We start from the raw sequence: 14163 nt of genomic DNA on the forward strand, positions 1-14163 counted from the left end.
TTCATAGTGCATAATTATGCGTCACCGTTGTCGCGTCAAAAAACTCAGTAAACCAGCCGATCAACGCCGTGCTTTACTGCGATCGCTCGCCACCGAGCTGATCCGTCATGGTAAGATCACCACCACTTTAATTAGAGCGAAAGTTCTAAGAAGTGAAGTGGAAAAAATGATTACCCTAGCCAAAAATGGCTCCTTGTCAGCACGTCGGGAAGCTCTTGGCTATATCTTCGACAAACAACTGGTTCACGCTCTATTTGAGCAAGCTCCAACTCGATATGGCGATCGCCAGGGCGGTTATACCCGCATCCTGCGTACCGTACCGCGTCGGGGTGATAATGCAAAAATGGCAATAATTGAATTGGTTTAAGTCATTGGTCATTAGTCATTAGTCATTGGTCATTAGTGAATAACAAAGGACAACTGACAAAGGACAAATGACATAGACGCCCTTTGGCGGCTTCCCGTAGGGTAGGACAAAATCTGTATGTTAGAAAGCCACCAGCCTACACAAACTCATCGAGTAGCCTTGGTAATCCAATACCTTGGCACTCATTTTCATGGCTGGCAACGGCAAAAACAACACCGGACAGTCCAAGAAGAGATTGAAATTGCGATCGCTACTATTCTTGGGCATCATGTAACATTACACGGTGCTGGGCGAACCGATTCGGGAGTTCACGCTGCTGCTCAAGTAGCCCATTTTGAAGCAACAGGTTTTATTCCGCCTCACAAGTGGGCAACAATCCTCAACAGCTACCTGCCGCCAGATATATTAATCAGGGCTTCAGCTAGTGTCGATAACCGTTGGCACGCTCGCTTTAGTGCAGCCTATCGACGGTATCGCTACACAATATATACTGAAGATCGGCTTAACTTGTTTGTAAGACCCTTCAGTTGGCATTATTATTATGCACCCCTGGATGAATCTTTAATCCAAGCTGCCTTGAAACCTCTATTGGGAAAGCATCACTTAGCTGCTTTTCACCGTGCAGGCTCAAAGCGATCGCATTCCTGGGTAGAGGTGCAAGCAGCAGAGTGTCGTCGCAGTGGGCCATTTATCCATATTGAAATACAGGCAGATGGATTTTTGTATGGCATGGTACGGCTGTTGGTAGGGATGCTGGTAGAAGTAGGTTCTGGACAACGAACACTTTCTAGCTTCACCGAACTCTGGAAAGAAGAACGCCGGGAAGAAGTGAAATATGCCGCACCGCCTCAAGGCTTGTGTTTGTTGCGAGTCGGCTATCCCGATTTTCCCTTTCCAAAAGAGATTTGGTACGACACCTTGCCAAAGTTCGTCACTAGTCAAGAGTCATTAGTCATTGGTTCTTAGTAACTACAAATGACAAAAGACAAATGACTAATGACAAATTAAAAATGACAAAGGACAAATGACAAATGACAACAGTTAAAACATACCTTCCTTCTCAAGCAACCCTTGAGCGTGAGTGGTACATAGTAGATGCCACCGATAAACGTCTCGGTCGCCTCGCCAGCGAAATCGCCCAGGTATTGAGAGGCAAAAAGAAACCCGAATATACACCTCATCTAGATACAGGTGACTTCGTAATCGTCATCAATGCCGAGAAAGTAGCAGTCACAGGCAAAAAGCGCACTCAAAAGCTTTACCGTCGCCATTCTGGTCGTCCTGGTGGGATGAAAACGGAAACTTTCGCTAAACTGCAAGACCGCATACCAGAGCGAATTTTAGAACAAGCTGTTAAAGGTATGCTACCTAAAAATAGCCTCGGTAAGCAGTTGTTCACTAAGCTGAAAGTTTACGCTGGGCCTACGCATCCCCATGATGCTCAAAAACCTAAAGAACTAAAAGTTAGTACAATTCCTGGAGAAGAAAATTAATGGTAGTAGCAGATGCTAATAGCGGTCGCGCCGTATACTGGGGTACTGGCCGTCGTAAGAACGCAGTAGCACGGGTACGCTTGGTTCCAGGCACAGGTCAACTGACTGTGAACGGTAAAGATGGAAACTTGTATTTCCAATTTAACCCCAACTACCTGGGAGTGATCAAAGCACCCCTGGAAACTCTGGGACTAGAAAACGAATATGACATTTTGGTAAAAGCAGAAGGCGGCGGCTTGACCGGACAGGCTGATTCTGTTCGCTTGGGAGTTGCTCGTGCTTTGTGCCAACTAGACCCAGACAACCGCCCACCTTTGAAAACCGAAGGTTATTTGACTCGCGATCCGAGAGCAAAAGAGCGGAAGAAATATGGTTTACATAAAGCTCGGAAAGCACCTCAGTACTCTAAGCGATAAGCGATTGGGTACTGGGTATTGGATACTGGGTACTGGGTACCGGAGATTAAGTATTGAGAATTGAGTCTTGGGAAAAGTCTGTTATTTTCATCTTTCCCACCCTATTCCCCAGTCCCTAATCCCTAGCTCCAATTGAAGCCTGAAAGTTATAATTGATATAGATTCATCACAAAAAGAACAATGGCTAAAGCTGATATTCACCCCAAGTGGTATCCAGATGCTAAAGTTTACTGCAACGGTCAAGTTGTTATGACCATTGGCTCTACCAAGCCAGAATTGCACGTAGATGTTTGGTCTGGAAATCACCCATTTTACACCGGCACTCAGAAGATTATTGACACTGAGGGTCGAGTAGAGCGCTTCCTCCGCAAGTACGGTATGAGCAGCACTCAAACATCTGACGACGATCAAAACAAAAAGTAGCGGGTTGGCTCTGCTGTTAACGACGGCCCTGCATCAGCTGGGTCGATTTTCATTTATATGCTCGAGCCAATTTGTTATTTTTTTAAGGAGCGATCGCAATCGTCATGGCTGAATCATACTTACTGGATAAACTAAAATCCGTTGAACAAACCTTTAATGAATTAACACGTCGTCTTGGCGACCCCGATACCGCTAGCAATCCTGATGAATATCAAGAAATTGCTAAGTCTCGTTCTTCTTTGGAAGAGGTCGTTGATACTTATGAAATTTGGAAAACAGCCCAAGAAGACTTAATCGGAGCGCGTCAAGTTTACAAAGAATCTGCAAGTGACCCAGAGTTGCAAGAAATGGCATCACTGGAAGTAAAAGAACTTGAAGAAAAAATAGAACATTTAGAGTCTCGCTTGAAAGTCTTACTGCTACCACGCGATCCCAATGATGAAAAGAATATCATGTTGGAAATTCGCGCTGGTACTGGTGGCGATGAAGCAAGTATTTGGGCTGGCGATTTGATGCAGATGTACACCCGCTATGCCCAAACTCAAGGTTGGAAAGTTTCTCTAGTGAGCGAATCTCGCGGAGAAATGGGTGGCTGGAAAGAGGTCATTTTAGAAATTAAAGGTAATGACGTTTATAGCCAGCTAAAGTTTGAAGCTGGAGTGCATCGTGTGCAGCGCGTGCCAGCAACTGAATCTGGGGGAAGGGTTCATACTTCCACAGCTACTGTGGCAATTATGCCAGAGGTGGATGATGTGGAAATTCATATTGACCCGAAAGATATTGAAATGACTACAGCCCGTTCTGGTGGTGCTGGTGGACAAAACGTCAACAAGGTGGAAACAGCCGTTGACTTGATGCACAAACCAACGGGAATACGCATTTTCTGTACAGAAGAACGCAGCCAGTTGCAAAACAAAGAACGGGCGATGCAAATTCTGCGGGCGAAGTTGTATGACATCAAGTTAGGCGAACAACAAGCAGAAGTAACTTCCATGCGGCGATCGCAGGTTGGTACTGGATCGCGATCGGAAAAAATTCGCACCTATAATTATAAAGATAACCGCGCTACCGATCATCGGTTAGGTCAGAATTATTCCCTTACCCCTGTTTTGGATGGTGATTTAGAGACACTTATCCAATCTTGTATATCTCTAGACCAACAGGAACGGCTGGCGGAGTTAGCGACTTCTGCCGCTAACTAATTTTTACTGTTAAATATTTTGTAAAACCACTTGTTGTTCTGTTTCTTTTAACACACACAGGTGGTTTTCTAATATCGCGTGGAGTATATCTTCTATTTCACTGGGATAATGGTAATAAGCAAATTCGTACTTCATAACATAATTTAGCTTCGCCCATTCCTTCAGGGTTTGACAGGTATAAATTAAATTTACTATTTCTTTTTGCCAACGCGCAAAAATCCTGTAGCTAAAAAAGCTGCTGCATATATTGCCTTTTACATCCCAGTAGGAAATACACACTTGATGCTTCAGAAGGTGGATTTTTTTGATTTGCTTAACATCGTAGCCTTTAACTTTCAAAGCTTCTTTGGTTTCTGCGTCAGAAATGTTCCACTGTTCTGGTTTAATTTTATTAGTGGCTATAAGGTTTTTACCTTTGCGGCGATATTGGTTAATTTTGCGTGGCTTGCGAAACATGATGCACCTTCGATATTATTTCTTCGCAGCAAAGTCTAGCTACTAGCACAACCGCCGTAGCAAACTAAGTTTTTTGGGTTGATTAAAGATAGATGGGTTATTCTACTAGCTTGATGCCTGTAGTTGTCGATTTACAACCAGAGATATAGTTTAGTACTAAAACACAAGGCTGTCAATATAAAAGTAAACTTGTAATATTGAAAGTAGACTTGTAAATAAAGTTGGCTAGCTATATAAGCAGTGAAGATCGAAAGCAAACAAAAACTCATTGAAATCATTAAACTAGCTCGCGGTTCAATGAGTCAGCGAGCATTTGGTAAGCTTTTGGGAGTATCTGCTACTGCTGTTCAGATGTGGGAAAAAGGTGTGAAAGTGCCAGATACGGAAAATTTGGCTCGAATCGCATCGAAAGCAGGCTACACAATGGAAGAGTTAATCAGCTGCATTGATGGCAAGCCAATTCCAGAAACCTCAGATTTGAGTCTAATTCTGAGACAAATCCAGCACATGCCTTTGGCCCAAGTGGCTCAAATTGTGCAAGCTGCGGCAGATAGATTGGCGGCTGTGGCTGAAGCATCCGGGGATGAAGCAAAAGCAAGTTGAATATTTGTTCAGGATTGAATTTAAATCATCAAACTAGCTTGTGATCTTTTGCTGTCAAGATTCAACTCTATGGACAAACCTTTTTTGTATGACCAAGACTTCTATGGCTGGACACAGCAGCAGGCTAAAGCGTTAGAGCAGAGGCTAGTTATGGAACTAGACTGGCAACACCTGCAAGAAGAAATTCAAGCTTTGGGGAGACAGGAGTATCGGGAACTCGTGAGTCGTCTGAGTGTATTACTCGGTCATCTCTTGAAGTGGGAATTTCAACCCGAACAACGCTCTCGCAGTTGGTTTTTAACAATTCGAGAACAGCGTCGCGCTATCCGCAGGCATCTGCGACAGAACCCTAGCTTAAAGTCTCGAATAGAAGAAGCTTTGTTAGATGGCTTTGAAGCGGGAGTTGATTTGGCGCTACGAGAAACTAACTTACCATTACGAACTTTTCCAGAGTATTGCCCGTATTTATTTGATGATGCGATCGCAGACAATTTTCTGTGCGATACTCGTCAAGACTGGGAAGGATAATTCCTGCAATTTTTCTTACGATCATTTGTTATTTGGAGACAAGTTATATTTGTCAATAAATAATAGAAACTAACTTTTCAAAATCTTGGGAATTTAAGCTTTGCCGCTTTTTACCATTTCTAAGGTAGTTCACCTGATGATCTTGAGATTCAAAGAAAGTGCCTGATACAGGTAATTGTTCACCTTTAAGTCTAAAAGTTATTGTATTCAGCTTATATTCACCATACTTCTTAACAAGATAAATAAAACTATCAAAACTTCCATTTACAGCTTTTTCAAATTCTAATATATCCTTCTCTAACTTATTAGAATTTTGTAAAATTAACGGTGGTATATCTTTAAGACTATTGAGATAATTACTCGTAAATACTGCGTCTTTTTTCGTATATGCAATAATTTCATGATAATTATATAAAATACCTATTTCTGAACCAGATTTTTTTAGGTATCTTTCAATCTGTTCCTCATGATTCTGTAAGTCTTCTTCTTCTCGCTTCACTTCCACAATCATCAAAGGAGGGTGATATGGTTTAAAATATTTATTCTTGACAGTTTTATATAGTTCTATATCATGATTATTAGATTCAACTTTGATATCAATTTCATTTGGAAATAAACCACTTTTATTTATCATAAAGTAGATAAATATTTGCCTAACTTTTTCTTCAGGTCTTCCATCAAGAACAACTTCTCTTCCTCTAATCAAGCATTTTGTATATTCTGTATAACTTCTCTTGTATATCTTTAGTTTGATGGATATTTCTTCACTTAAGCTTTTCATAGATAGTAAAATTTATTTAGTAACAAAAGAATTTTAAGGACGCAATCAGATAGCGTCCTCTGTCTTTCCTATGCAATTTAAAGTTTATATCTGTCTATTTATCTCCGAAAAAGCTTAATAGTTTAATAACTAATTTTTCCCAATGTTTCACTGTTTGAATCTCTAAAAATGTATTTAAACTTTTATCTTTTTCAAGTTCGTTTTTTAGGGTCTGACATACATTATCGGTATAGGTTTCATCTGGAGGTCTTACTTTACCTTTTTCATTAATTAGAGCCTCCCAGAATTTAGAGGTTTCGCTTTGAGGTGAGAGTTTCTCTTCAGCTTTCTTTTGAATCTTTTTTCCTACTTCACTTATAAAATTGTCATACAATGAATGAAATTGTATAACTAATTCAGGAATAAATGTTTTTAAAGATTCATTTGCAGATGTAAGCTCATTAAGGATATTTTCTAATTCCTGTTTTGCTGGTTTTGTAAACTTCTTCAACATCTCATCTTCATTTCTTCCCTCAGCAATAACCCTCATATCGTAATATATGTCTATATTCTTTGGATCATAGTAACCGAAGTTACTATGGATAGCATGTTTTGTATTCCATGCTTTAGGATTAGTACGATAGTGTTCAACATATTTAGTAACAAAACCCTTATCTTGACCTTGGTCTTTAAAATTATGACTTGGTACACTTTTACTTAAATCCCGTAAATCTTTTATCCTCTGAATCGCATTTTCAATTGCCTTGATTTCTGCTATGGTCAAAGCATCACCATTTTTTATTCTCGTAAAGTTTTCTTGGATATTCTTTATTTCATCCAATAAAATATTTTGTCTACGTTCTACTACATCGGCTATGGCTTCGATAAATTCATTTTTATCCGCCTGTACATATTCTTTGGTGTATATATCATCCCCATAGTACCTAAATGCATCATAGAACAAAATATTCTCCAGGAAAAAATCTAAATTCAAATTCCTGAATGTAGTTTGAACTTCTTCTTTTCTGATTTGAATTCCTGTATCCCAATCTCCATCACATCCATTGACTTGTTCAGGTTGATTTTTGTGAGGCAATACCAAAGTTACAAATCTATGATGAAAATCTTTGGATTTAGATGTAAGATAATAACCTATTAAATTCCTAATATTAGCTTCAGGGGCATCATTAAAGGGAGTAACAAAGAGACAGATAGTATCCTGACTCTCAATATATTTCTGCAAGTCTTTACGAATTGGATTTTCATCAAGTCCTTTAGTATCCACAACTGAATCGAACTGAGATAAGTTTGAGCCAGATAAAACATCATAGCTCAAATAAAGATATATTTTTCTAGGAATAGCAAACTCCTCAAGCTCAACATTATTTATAGCTGCAAAGGTGTTCTTTATCCATTCTTGCTCATTTTTTTGATGATCAAATTCAATCTTATTCGTAATCCTAGATTGTAGATTTGCATTATTCAAAGCAAGTTTTTTAAATTCAACAAATCCGAATAAATCAAGCTTTTCTTTAGCTGTGTCAATTCTTTTAGTCTTATTTTTAACACCATCAATTTTTTTATTGTAAAAATTCATTTTTATAATATTTCTAATAGCCCTTTCAACTTCTGTAGAAATAATTGTTTTTTGATCTGCTTGAGTATTATTTTTATCTGCAATATATTCGCAGAATTCAAAAATAAGATTTTCCATCTCATCAACTGTATAAGGCTCTATTTCTATATAAGTTTTTTCCGCAGATTTTATAATTACTTCACATATAGTAGTTTTACCTGATCCCGTTGATAGTAACTCTTTGGTATTTTTGGAAACATGAAAGTCGCTTATCAAGTTAAAAAGATGACAAATAGCTGTAGTCTTTCCTTGCCCAACAGTACCTATAAAAGCAATTTTATATTTTTCTATACTAAGAATTTTTTCTATTTCATCTAATCGCTCTAACTTGGATTTCAGGTTATTAATGCAAATATGATTAGGTATATTAATTTCAGAATGACCTGAAATTTTATTTATTTCCTTCCTCAAATCTTGTTTCAAAGATGCGATCTCTTCTTGCCACGTTATCGTCAACATACTGTTTACCCTGTTTCGATGCTTAATTACTTGATATTTACAGTATGCCCATTATGGTTGAATATCTAACAACAGCCTCATAACACTACCAACTCCTTGTCTGGTAAGACTTTAGCCACTTGGTGATTAGCAAGGCGATCGCTAATTTTGGCTGAGTTAAAGGTTCTGGAAGAAATACGTAATGGCTACACAAACTAAGTCCATCTGCGTGGACTCCAGCAAGTTGAAACCCACGGAGGTGGGTTTTGTCTGTATAGGTGCGATTTCTAATCGCCAGGGCTAGCGTATTTTACTGGCAGTTAAGGAATAAATGGTTTTAAAATGGTGCAATCTGAAAATATTTAGGGGTGCAACTATGTCGCTACGCAATGAGCCTTTAGATTGGCAACTTGAAACGAATAATCCTTATATACCAGTTTATCATCAAGGTAATTTGGTAGGTTTTTTTAAACCAGAATATGCCAGGGAAATTATTAAAATTTTAAATGAAGAAGAAGTTTTAAAAAAAGCGCTGAAAATGGCTTGTACTGATTTAATTAAAAAAATCGGCGGCGATACCAGAAAAGTCAATTATTTAATGGAAAAATATGTAAAAACTAGTGAGCGTCCGAAGCATGGAACTAGAGCGATCGCAGTTTTACTTCAGGATAGGCAAAAAGAGCTTGATTTGAGTAATCAGGAGTTTGCTAAGTTCTGTGACACCTTTAAATTATCCCCTACCGAACTGAATAATATTTATGCTGGAGAACCATTTGATGATAGTTTGTTAGCGCCCTTATCACGTATATTAGGGATGGCAAAAGAGCGGTTGCTGGAAGTGCGAGATGGTTCTGAAGAATCAAGTAACACATGAACAGGAAATCAAAATTTTCAAATGATATAAAATTGTGAAAACAGACATCATCTTTTATCGGCTGTTTCAAGAATTCCCTGATATCTTCTTTGAACTTATTGGTAATCCTCCAGAAGAAGCTAGCCTTTATCAATTTTCATCAGTTGAAATCAAACAAACAGCCTTCAGAATCGATGGTGTGTTTCTACCGACACAAGGAAGCGAGAACCCGATTTACTTTGTTGAAGTGCAATTTCAAGCTGATGGGGAAATTTATTCACGGCTAATTGCAGAAATATGTTTATACCTCCGTCAGAATCAACCATCGAATGATTGGGGTGCTGTGGTTTTATACCCAAACAGGAATGTAGATACAGGCGATATTAAACATTACCGTGAGTTTTTCACAAGTGGGCGCGTCAGGCGCATTTATTTGGATGAATTAGGTGAAGCTGCATCGCTTCCAATTGGCATTGCAACTGCTAAATTAGTAATTGCAACCGACGATATAGCGATCGCACAAGCAAGAGAGTTGATAGACAGAACTAAGTCCGAGATAAACTCACCACCAAAACAGCAGCAATTATTACAATTTATCGAGACTATTTTGGCTTATAAGTTTCCCACAATGAGTAGGGAGGAGATGGAGGAAATGTTTGGATTAAGCGAGTTAAAGCAAACCAGATTTTATCAGGAAGCCTTTCAGGAGGGTGTTGAACAAGGTAAGGTTCAAGGCATCGAACAAGGCATTGAACAAGGTAAGGTTCAAGGCATTGAGCAAGGTAAACTCAGAGCAGTACCAGCAATGTTGGCAGCTGGGTTGACTCTAGAACAAGTAGCACAGGCGCTAGATTTGAGTGTCGAACAAGTCAGACAAGCCGCGCAGTAGGATTCTTCTGATCAAGGAGTAGAGGAATTGGTGGACTACAACCATAGGAACCATGAGTTTCAAAGATACAAAAATTTATCAAGAAGCATTTGAAGAAGGGCGTTTGGAAGGTTTACGGCAATCAGTACCTCGTCTATTAGATTTAGCGTTAACTATTGAGCAAGTTGCGGAGGGATTAGGTTTAACTATAAACCAAGTTCAAAATGCGAAACTTTATCATGATGGCATCCAAATAGGGGAGCGTAGAGCCAAATTAAAATTAATACCCACCTTGTTGAAATTTGGGGTGACAGTGGAACAAGTGGCTGAGGCATTTGATTTCAGTGTCGAAGAAGTTAGACAAGTGACACAAAGCCAGCCTTGAGATGGATGTGGTAAATTTTATCCGTGGCTCAAACCAAATTCGGTTTGCGGCTTCCAAACTTTCTCACGACGATTTTATAGTTAATTTTTGTTAATATTAGAGGCGGTGTTAGTACTTCGTCCTCAACCACCCACTCCCTACCTGAGAGAAACTTAATGCTGCGACTAGAACATATAAGTAAAATTTATCCCACAGGCGAAGTTCTCAAAGATATCAACTGGGAAGTTAAACCAGGCGATCGCATTGGCTTAGTCGGTGTCAACGGTGCTGGAAAGTCCACCCAGCTAAAGATCATCTCTGGGGAAATGGAACCCACCGCAGGCGAAATTATCCGTCCTAATAGCTTACACATAGCCTACCTCAACCAAGAGTTTGAAGTAGACCCCACTCGCACCGTTAGAGAAGAATTTTGGACTGTCTTCAAAGAAGCCAACGAAGTACAGTTATCTCTGGCGCACATACCACAAGAGATGGAAACGGCTAGCCCAGAGGAACTGGATCGACTGATCGACAAGTTGGATCGCTTGCAGCGCAAATTTGAAGCCTTGGATGGCTACAACTTAGATGCACGTATCGGGAAAATTTTACCAGAGATGGGGTTTGGGCTAGAAGATGGCGATCGCCTCGTCAGTGCCTTCAGTGGTGGTTGGCAAATGCGGATGAGTTTGGGTAAAATCCTCCTGCAAAAACCCGACTTGTTACTGCTGGATGAACCGACTAACCACCTAGATTTAGAAACCATTGAGTGGTTGGAAAATTACCTCAGAGGGCTAGTTACACCGATGGTAATAGTCTCCCATGACCGGGAGTTCCTTGACCGCCTCTGCACCCAAATTGTGGAAACTGAACGTGGCGTTTCCAGTACCTACCTTGGTAACTACTCAGCATATTTGGAACAAAAAGCCGAAAGTCAATCAGCACAACTTAGTGCTTACGAACGTCAGCAAAAAGAATTAGAGAAACAGCAAACCTTTGTTGATAGATTTCGCGCTAGTGCTACCCGCAGTACCCAGGCAAAAAGCCGAGAAAAACAACTCGATAAAATTGAGCGTATTGAAGCACCCATTGCTGGGGTAAGAACTCTCCACTTCCGTTTTCCACCTGCACCTCGCAGTGGACGTGAGGTAGTAGAAATTAAAGATTTAACTCATCTTTATGGTGATAAAATCCTGTTTTTGGCAGCAAATCTTCTAATTGAAAGAGGCGATCGCATTGCATTTCTTGGCCCCAATGGTGCTGGGAAATCCACCCTTCTGCGTGTAATTATGGGTATGGAACCACCCACAGAAGGTAGTGTTCAATTAGGCGATCATAACGTTATTCCCGGTTACTTTGAGCAAAATCAAGCTGAAGCTTTGGATTTGAAGAAAACTGTCATGGAAACTATCCATGATGAAGTTCCAGACTGGGATAATCAAGAAGTCCGCACCCTTTTGGGACGCTTCTTATTCACTGGTGATACTGTATTTAAGGCAGTTGGGGCATTAAGTGGAGGAGAAAAAGCTCGTCTGGCGTTGGCAAAAATGCTCTTACGTCCCGCGAACTTACTAATTCTAGATGAGCCGACAAACCACCTAGATATTCCAGCTAAAGAAATGCTGGAAGAAGCGCTCAAAAATTATGACGGTACGGCAATTGTAGTTTCCCACGATCGCTACTTTATTTCTCAAGTAGCTAACAAAATCGTCGAGATTCGTGATGGTGAATTCCGCGTTTACTTAGGAGACTATCATTACTATCTCCAGAAAATTGCCGAAGAAAAAGAACAAGCAAAGTTAGCTGCTATAGAAGCCCAAAAAGCGGCTAAGAAAGCTGCAAAAGCTTCTACAAAAAGGAAATAAAGGATTGGATAACACCTTAGTAGTAGTGCTAAAACGCTACTACTAAGTAATCACTCGTTATTAGTGTTCAAAAAAATCACAGAAAAACTACTAAAAGTTAAAAACTATTTCCAAAAACTGCAAGTCCTTCGTAAAAGAAGTTAATAAGCAAAAATTCACTTGCGGCGTGGATTAGCAGTGGTATCATTCGGGTATTACAAAAAGTAAAGGGCAATTTTACTATGACCAAAGCACCTGTTGCTCCTGTGGTGCTAGTCATTTTAGACGGATGGGGCTACTGCGACCAAACGCGAGGAAACGCCATTATTGCTGCTAAAACTCCCATCGTGGACAGTTTATGGGCAGCTTACCCGCATACCCTCATCCACACATCAGGAAAAGCCGTAGGGTTGCCAGAAGGTCAAATGGGCAACTCGGAAGTAGGTCATTTGAACATTGGTGCTGGGCGAGTTGTACCGCAAGAACTGGTACGCATCTCTGATGCGGTCGAAGACGGTTCTATTGCCTTAAACCCAGCACTGGTCAAAATTTGCCAGGAAGTTCGTTCTCGGAATAGCAAGCTGCATCTAGTAGGCCTTTGTTCTGAGGGAGGGGTACATTCTCATATCACCCATCTATTCGGACTACTTGACTTAGCCAAAAACCAGCGAATTCCAGAAGTTTGTATTCATGCCATCACCGATGGTCGTGACACCGCCCCTACTGACGGTGTAAGATCAATCACATTGCTGCAAGATTATATAGACCGCGCGGGAATTGGACGCATAGTCACCCTCAGCGGTCGCTACTACGCGATGGATCGCGATCACCGCTGGGATCGGATCAAACGCGCTTATGATGTGATGACCCAAGATGGTATAGGTGGCGATCGCACGGCTGTGGAAATCTTGCAAGCATCTTACGCCGAAGGGGTAAAAGATGAATTTGTCAACCCAATCCGAATTGCACCCGGCGCAATAGAACCAGGGGATGGGGTGATATTTTTCAACTTCCGCCCAGATCGCTCCAGACAATTAACTCAAGCTTTGGTTAGTCCCACTTTTAACGGTTTTGAAAGACAGCAGATCACACCACTGTCTTTTGTCACCTTTACGCAGTACGATTCAGACCTACCCGTGGCTGTAGCCTTTGAGCCGCAGAATCTCAGTAACATTCTGGGAGAAGTCATAGCCAATCATAGTTTGAATCAGTTCCGCACCGCCGAAACAGAAAAATACGCCCACGTCACCTATTTCTTTAATGGGGGTCTGGAGGAACCTTTTGTCGGAGAAGATCGGGAACTGGTAAGTAGCCCAATGGTAGCGACTTACGATCATGCCCCAGCGATGTCAGCAGTAGCAGTTACAGATGTTGCGATCGCTGCGATTCAAAAGGGTACGTATTCCTTAGTTGTGATTAACTATGCTAACCCAGACATGGTAGGGCATACTGGTCAAATCGACGCTACCATTACAGCAATTGAAACAGTCGATCGCTGTTTGGGTCGCTTGTTAGAAAGCGTTATCAAAGCCGGTGGTACAACAATTATTACTGCCGACCACGGCAACGCTGAGTATATGCTAGATGAAGGGGGTAATCCCTGGACAGCTCATACTACTAATCCAGTCCCCTTCATCTTGGTAGAAGGAGAGAAAGTCAAAATCCCTGGATATGGTACAAATGTCGAACTGCGAAGCGATGGCAAGCTATCCGACATCGCCCCCACAATTCTAGAGATTTTACAGCTGCCTCAGCCACCAGAAATGACCGGGCGATCGCTGCTGAAAACAGCAGAATATGAGCTGCAACGCACTCGCACCCCCGTACAAATGGGGCTGTAAAACAGTTAAAAGTGAGGAGTTAAGAGTTAATAGTAAAGAGTGATGAATTAAAACTTTCCTAACTCCTAACTCCT

16 protein-coding genes are annotated in these 14163 nt (G+C 40.7%); 13 read left to right on the forward strand and 3 right to left on the reverse strand.

The genetic code is table 11. The features are described 5' to 3' along the window. The first annotated feature begins 16 nt into the window (after nucleotides 1-16). From rplQ to prfA, 6 genes are all read left to right on the forward strand, one after another. A complete protein-coding gene (gene rplQ / locus CDG76_RS11295; protein ID WP_094349105.1) occupies nucleotides 17-367 on the forward strand; it encodes a 50S ribosomal protein L17 in 351 nt (116 codons plus the stop codon). 117 nt (nucleotides 368-484) lie between these two features. Further along, on the forward strand, nucleotides 485-1333 hold the full coding sequence (gene truA, locus CDG76_RS11300; RefSeq protein WP_094349106.1) for a tRNA pseudouridine(38-40) synthase TruA: 849 nt from the start codon (nucleotides 485-487) through the stop codon (nucleotides 1331-1333). A gap of 65 nt (nucleotides 1334-1398) precedes the next feature. Beyond that, the gene (rplM, locus tag CDG76_RS11305) at nucleotides 1399-1860 is read left to right on the forward strand and encodes a 50S ribosomal protein L13 (RefSeq protein WP_012410699.1); all 462 of its coding nucleotides are present in this window, start codon (nucleotides 1399-1401) and stop codon (nucleotides 1858-1860) included. Next, nucleotides 1860-2276: a 30S ribosomal protein S9 gene (gene rpsI / locus CDG76_RS11310; protein ID WP_012410698.1), complete on the forward strand. Its 417-nt coding sequence runs from the start codon at nucleotides 1860-1862 to the stop codon at nucleotides 2274-2276. The genes rplM and rpsI overlap by 1 nt, the downstream gene beginning before the upstream one ends. 180 nt (nucleotides 2277-2456) lie before the next feature. Next, nucleotides 2457-2699, forward strand: a complete 243-nt coding sequence (rpmE, locus tag CDG76_RS11315; protein WP_094349107.1) for a 50S ribosomal protein L31 — start codon at nucleotides 2457-2459, stop codon at nucleotides 2697-2699. 104 nt (nucleotides 2700-2803) lie between these two features. Next, nucleotides 2804-3901, forward strand: coding sequence for a peptide chain release factor 1 (gene prfA, locus CDG76_RS11320; protein WP_094349108.1), 1098 nt, complete (start codon nucleotides 2804-2806; stop codon nucleotides 3899-3901). Between the two features lie 9 nt (nucleotides 3902-3910). Here the strand turns inward: prfA and CDG76_RS11325 are convergent, their stop codons facing one another. Beyond that, the gene (locus tag CDG76_RS11325) at nucleotides 3911-4357 is read right to left on the reverse strand and encodes a hypothetical protein (RefSeq protein ID WP_094349109.1); all 447 of its coding nucleotides are present in this window, start codon (nucleotides 4355-4357) and stop codon (nucleotides 3911-3913) included. 240 nt (nucleotides 4358-4597) lie between these two features. On the opposite strand from CDG76_RS11325, the gene CDG76_RS11330 reads away from it, so the two are divergent. After that, complete coding sequence (locus CDG76_RS11330; RefSeq protein ID WP_012410694.1) at nucleotides 4598-4960, forward strand: helix-turn-helix domain-containing protein; 363 nt, start codon at nucleotides 4598-4600, stop codon at nucleotides 4958-4960. A gap of 69 nt (nucleotides 4961-5029) precedes the next feature. Next, nucleotides 5030-5488, forward strand: a complete 459-nt coding sequence (locus CDG76_RS11335; RefSeq protein WP_094349110.1) for a DUF29 domain-containing protein — start codon at nucleotides 5030-5032, stop codon at nucleotides 5486-5488. Nucleotides 5489-5540: 52 nt separating this feature from the next. Here the strand turns inward: CDG76_RS11335 and CDG76_RS11340 are convergent, their stop codons facing one another. Together CDG76_RS11340 and CDG76_RS11345 are read right to left on the reverse strand one after the other, a co-directional pair. Continuing rightward, nucleotides 5541-6269: a type I restriction enzyme HsdR N-terminal domain-containing protein gene (locus CDG76_RS11340; protein WP_094349111.1), complete on the reverse strand. Its 729-nt coding sequence runs from the start codon at nucleotides 6267-6269 to the stop codon at nucleotides 5541-5543. A gap of 94 nt (nucleotides 6270-6363) precedes the next feature. Next, a complete protein-coding gene (locus CDG76_RS11345; RefSeq protein WP_223265212.1) occupies nucleotides 6364-8307 on the reverse strand; it encodes a hypothetical protein in 1944 nt (647 codons plus the stop codon). Between the two features lie 391 nt (nucleotides 8308-8698). On the opposite strand from CDG76_RS11345, the gene CDG76_RS11350 reads away from it, so the two are divergent. The 5 genes from CDG76_RS11350 to gpmI all read left to right on the forward strand — a co-directional run bounded on the left by CDG76_RS11350 (nucleotide 8699) and on the right by gpmI (nucleotide 14089). Further along, nucleotides 8699-9196, forward strand: coding sequence for a hypothetical protein (locus CDG76_RS11350; protein ID WP_094349113.1), 498 nt, complete (start codon nucleotides 8699-8701; stop codon nucleotides 9194-9196). Between the two features lie 34 nt (nucleotides 9197-9230). After that, entirely contained in the window at nucleotides 9231-10064 is an 834-nt protein-coding gene (locus tag CDG76_RS11355) for an Rpn family recombination-promoting nuclease/putative transposase (RefSeq protein ID WP_094349114.1), read from the forward strand. A gap of 52 nt (nucleotides 10065-10116) precedes the next feature. Further along, nucleotides 10117-10428 (forward strand): hypothetical protein, encoded by a 312-nt coding sequence (locus CDG76_RS37255; protein WP_094349115.1) that lies wholly within the window; start codon nucleotides 10117-10119, stop codon nucleotides 10426-10428. A gap of 155 nt (nucleotides 10429-10583) precedes the next feature. Further along, nucleotides 10584-12269: an ABC-F family ATP-binding cassette domain-containing protein gene (locus CDG76_RS11365; protein WP_094349116.1), complete on the forward strand. Its 1686-nt coding sequence runs from the start codon at nucleotides 10584-10586 to the stop codon at nucleotides 12267-12269. A gap of 221 nt (nucleotides 12270-12490) precedes the next feature. After that, nucleotides 12491-14089 (forward strand): 2,3-bisphosphoglycerate-independent phosphoglycerate mutase, encoded by a 1599-nt coding sequence (gpmI, locus tag CDG76_RS11370; protein WP_094349117.1) that lies wholly within the window; start codon nucleotides 12491-12493, stop codon nucleotides 14087-14089. Nucleotides 14090-14163: the final 74 nt, after the last annotated feature.

Origin of the sequence: Nostoc sp. 'Peltigera membranacea cyanobiont' 210A (assembly GCF_002246015.1) — a bacterium.
Taxonomy (GTDB): domain Bacteria; phylum Cyanobacteriota; class Cyanobacteriia; order Cyanobacteriales; family Nostocaceae; genus Nostoc.

Bases quoted from the DNA above. Each gene is read 5' to 3' on its own strand.
- rplQ (WP_094349105.1), top strand. From the start codon at position 17: ATGCGTCACCGTTGTCGCGTCAAAAAACTCAGTAAACCAGCCGATCAA.
- truA (WP_094349106.1), top strand. From the start codon at position 485: ATGTTAGAAAGCCACCAGCCTACACAAACTCATCGAGTAGCCTTGGTA.
- rplM (WP_012410699.1), top strand. From the start codon at position 1,399: ATGACAACAGTTAAAACATACCTTCCTTCTCAAGCAACCCTTGAGCGT.
- rpsI (WP_012410698.1), top strand. From the start codon at position 1,860: ATGGTAGTAGCAGATGCTAATAGCGGTCGCGCCGTATACTGGGGTACT.
- rpmE (WP_094349107.1), top strand. From the start codon at position 2,457: ATGGCTAAAGCTGATATTCACCCCAAGTGGTATCCAGATGCTAAAGTT.
- prfA (WP_094349108.1), top strand. From the start codon at position 2,804: ATGGCTGAATCATACTTACTGGATAAACTAAAATCCGTTGAACAAACC.
- CDG76_RS11325 (WP_094349109.1), bottom strand. From the start codon at position 4,357: ATGTTTCGCAAGCCACGCAAAATTAACCAATATCGCCGCAAAGGTAAA.
- CDG76_RS11335 (WP_094349110.1), top strand. From the start codon at position 5,030: ATGGACAAACCTTTTTTGTATGACCAAGACTTCTATGGCTGGACACAG.
- CDG76_RS11340 (WP_094349111.1), bottom strand. From the start codon at position 6,269: ATGAAAAGCTTAAGTGAAGAAATATCCATCAAACTAAAGATATACAAG.
- CDG76_RS11350 (WP_094349113.1), top strand. From the start codon at position 8,699: ATGTCGCTACGCAATGAGCCTTTAGATTGGCAACTTGAAACGAATAAT.
- CDG76_RS37255 (WP_094349115.1), top strand. From the start codon at position 10,117: ATGAGTTTCAAAGATACAAAAATTTATCAAGAAGCATTTGAAGAAGGG.
- CDG76_RS11365 (WP_094349116.1), top strand. From the start codon at position 10,584: ATGCTGCGACTAGAACATATAAGTAAAATTTATCCCACAGGCGAAGTT.
- gpmI (WP_094349117.1), top strand. From the start codon at position 12,491: ATGACCAAAGCACCTGTTGCTCCTGTGGTGCTAGTCATTTTAGACGGA.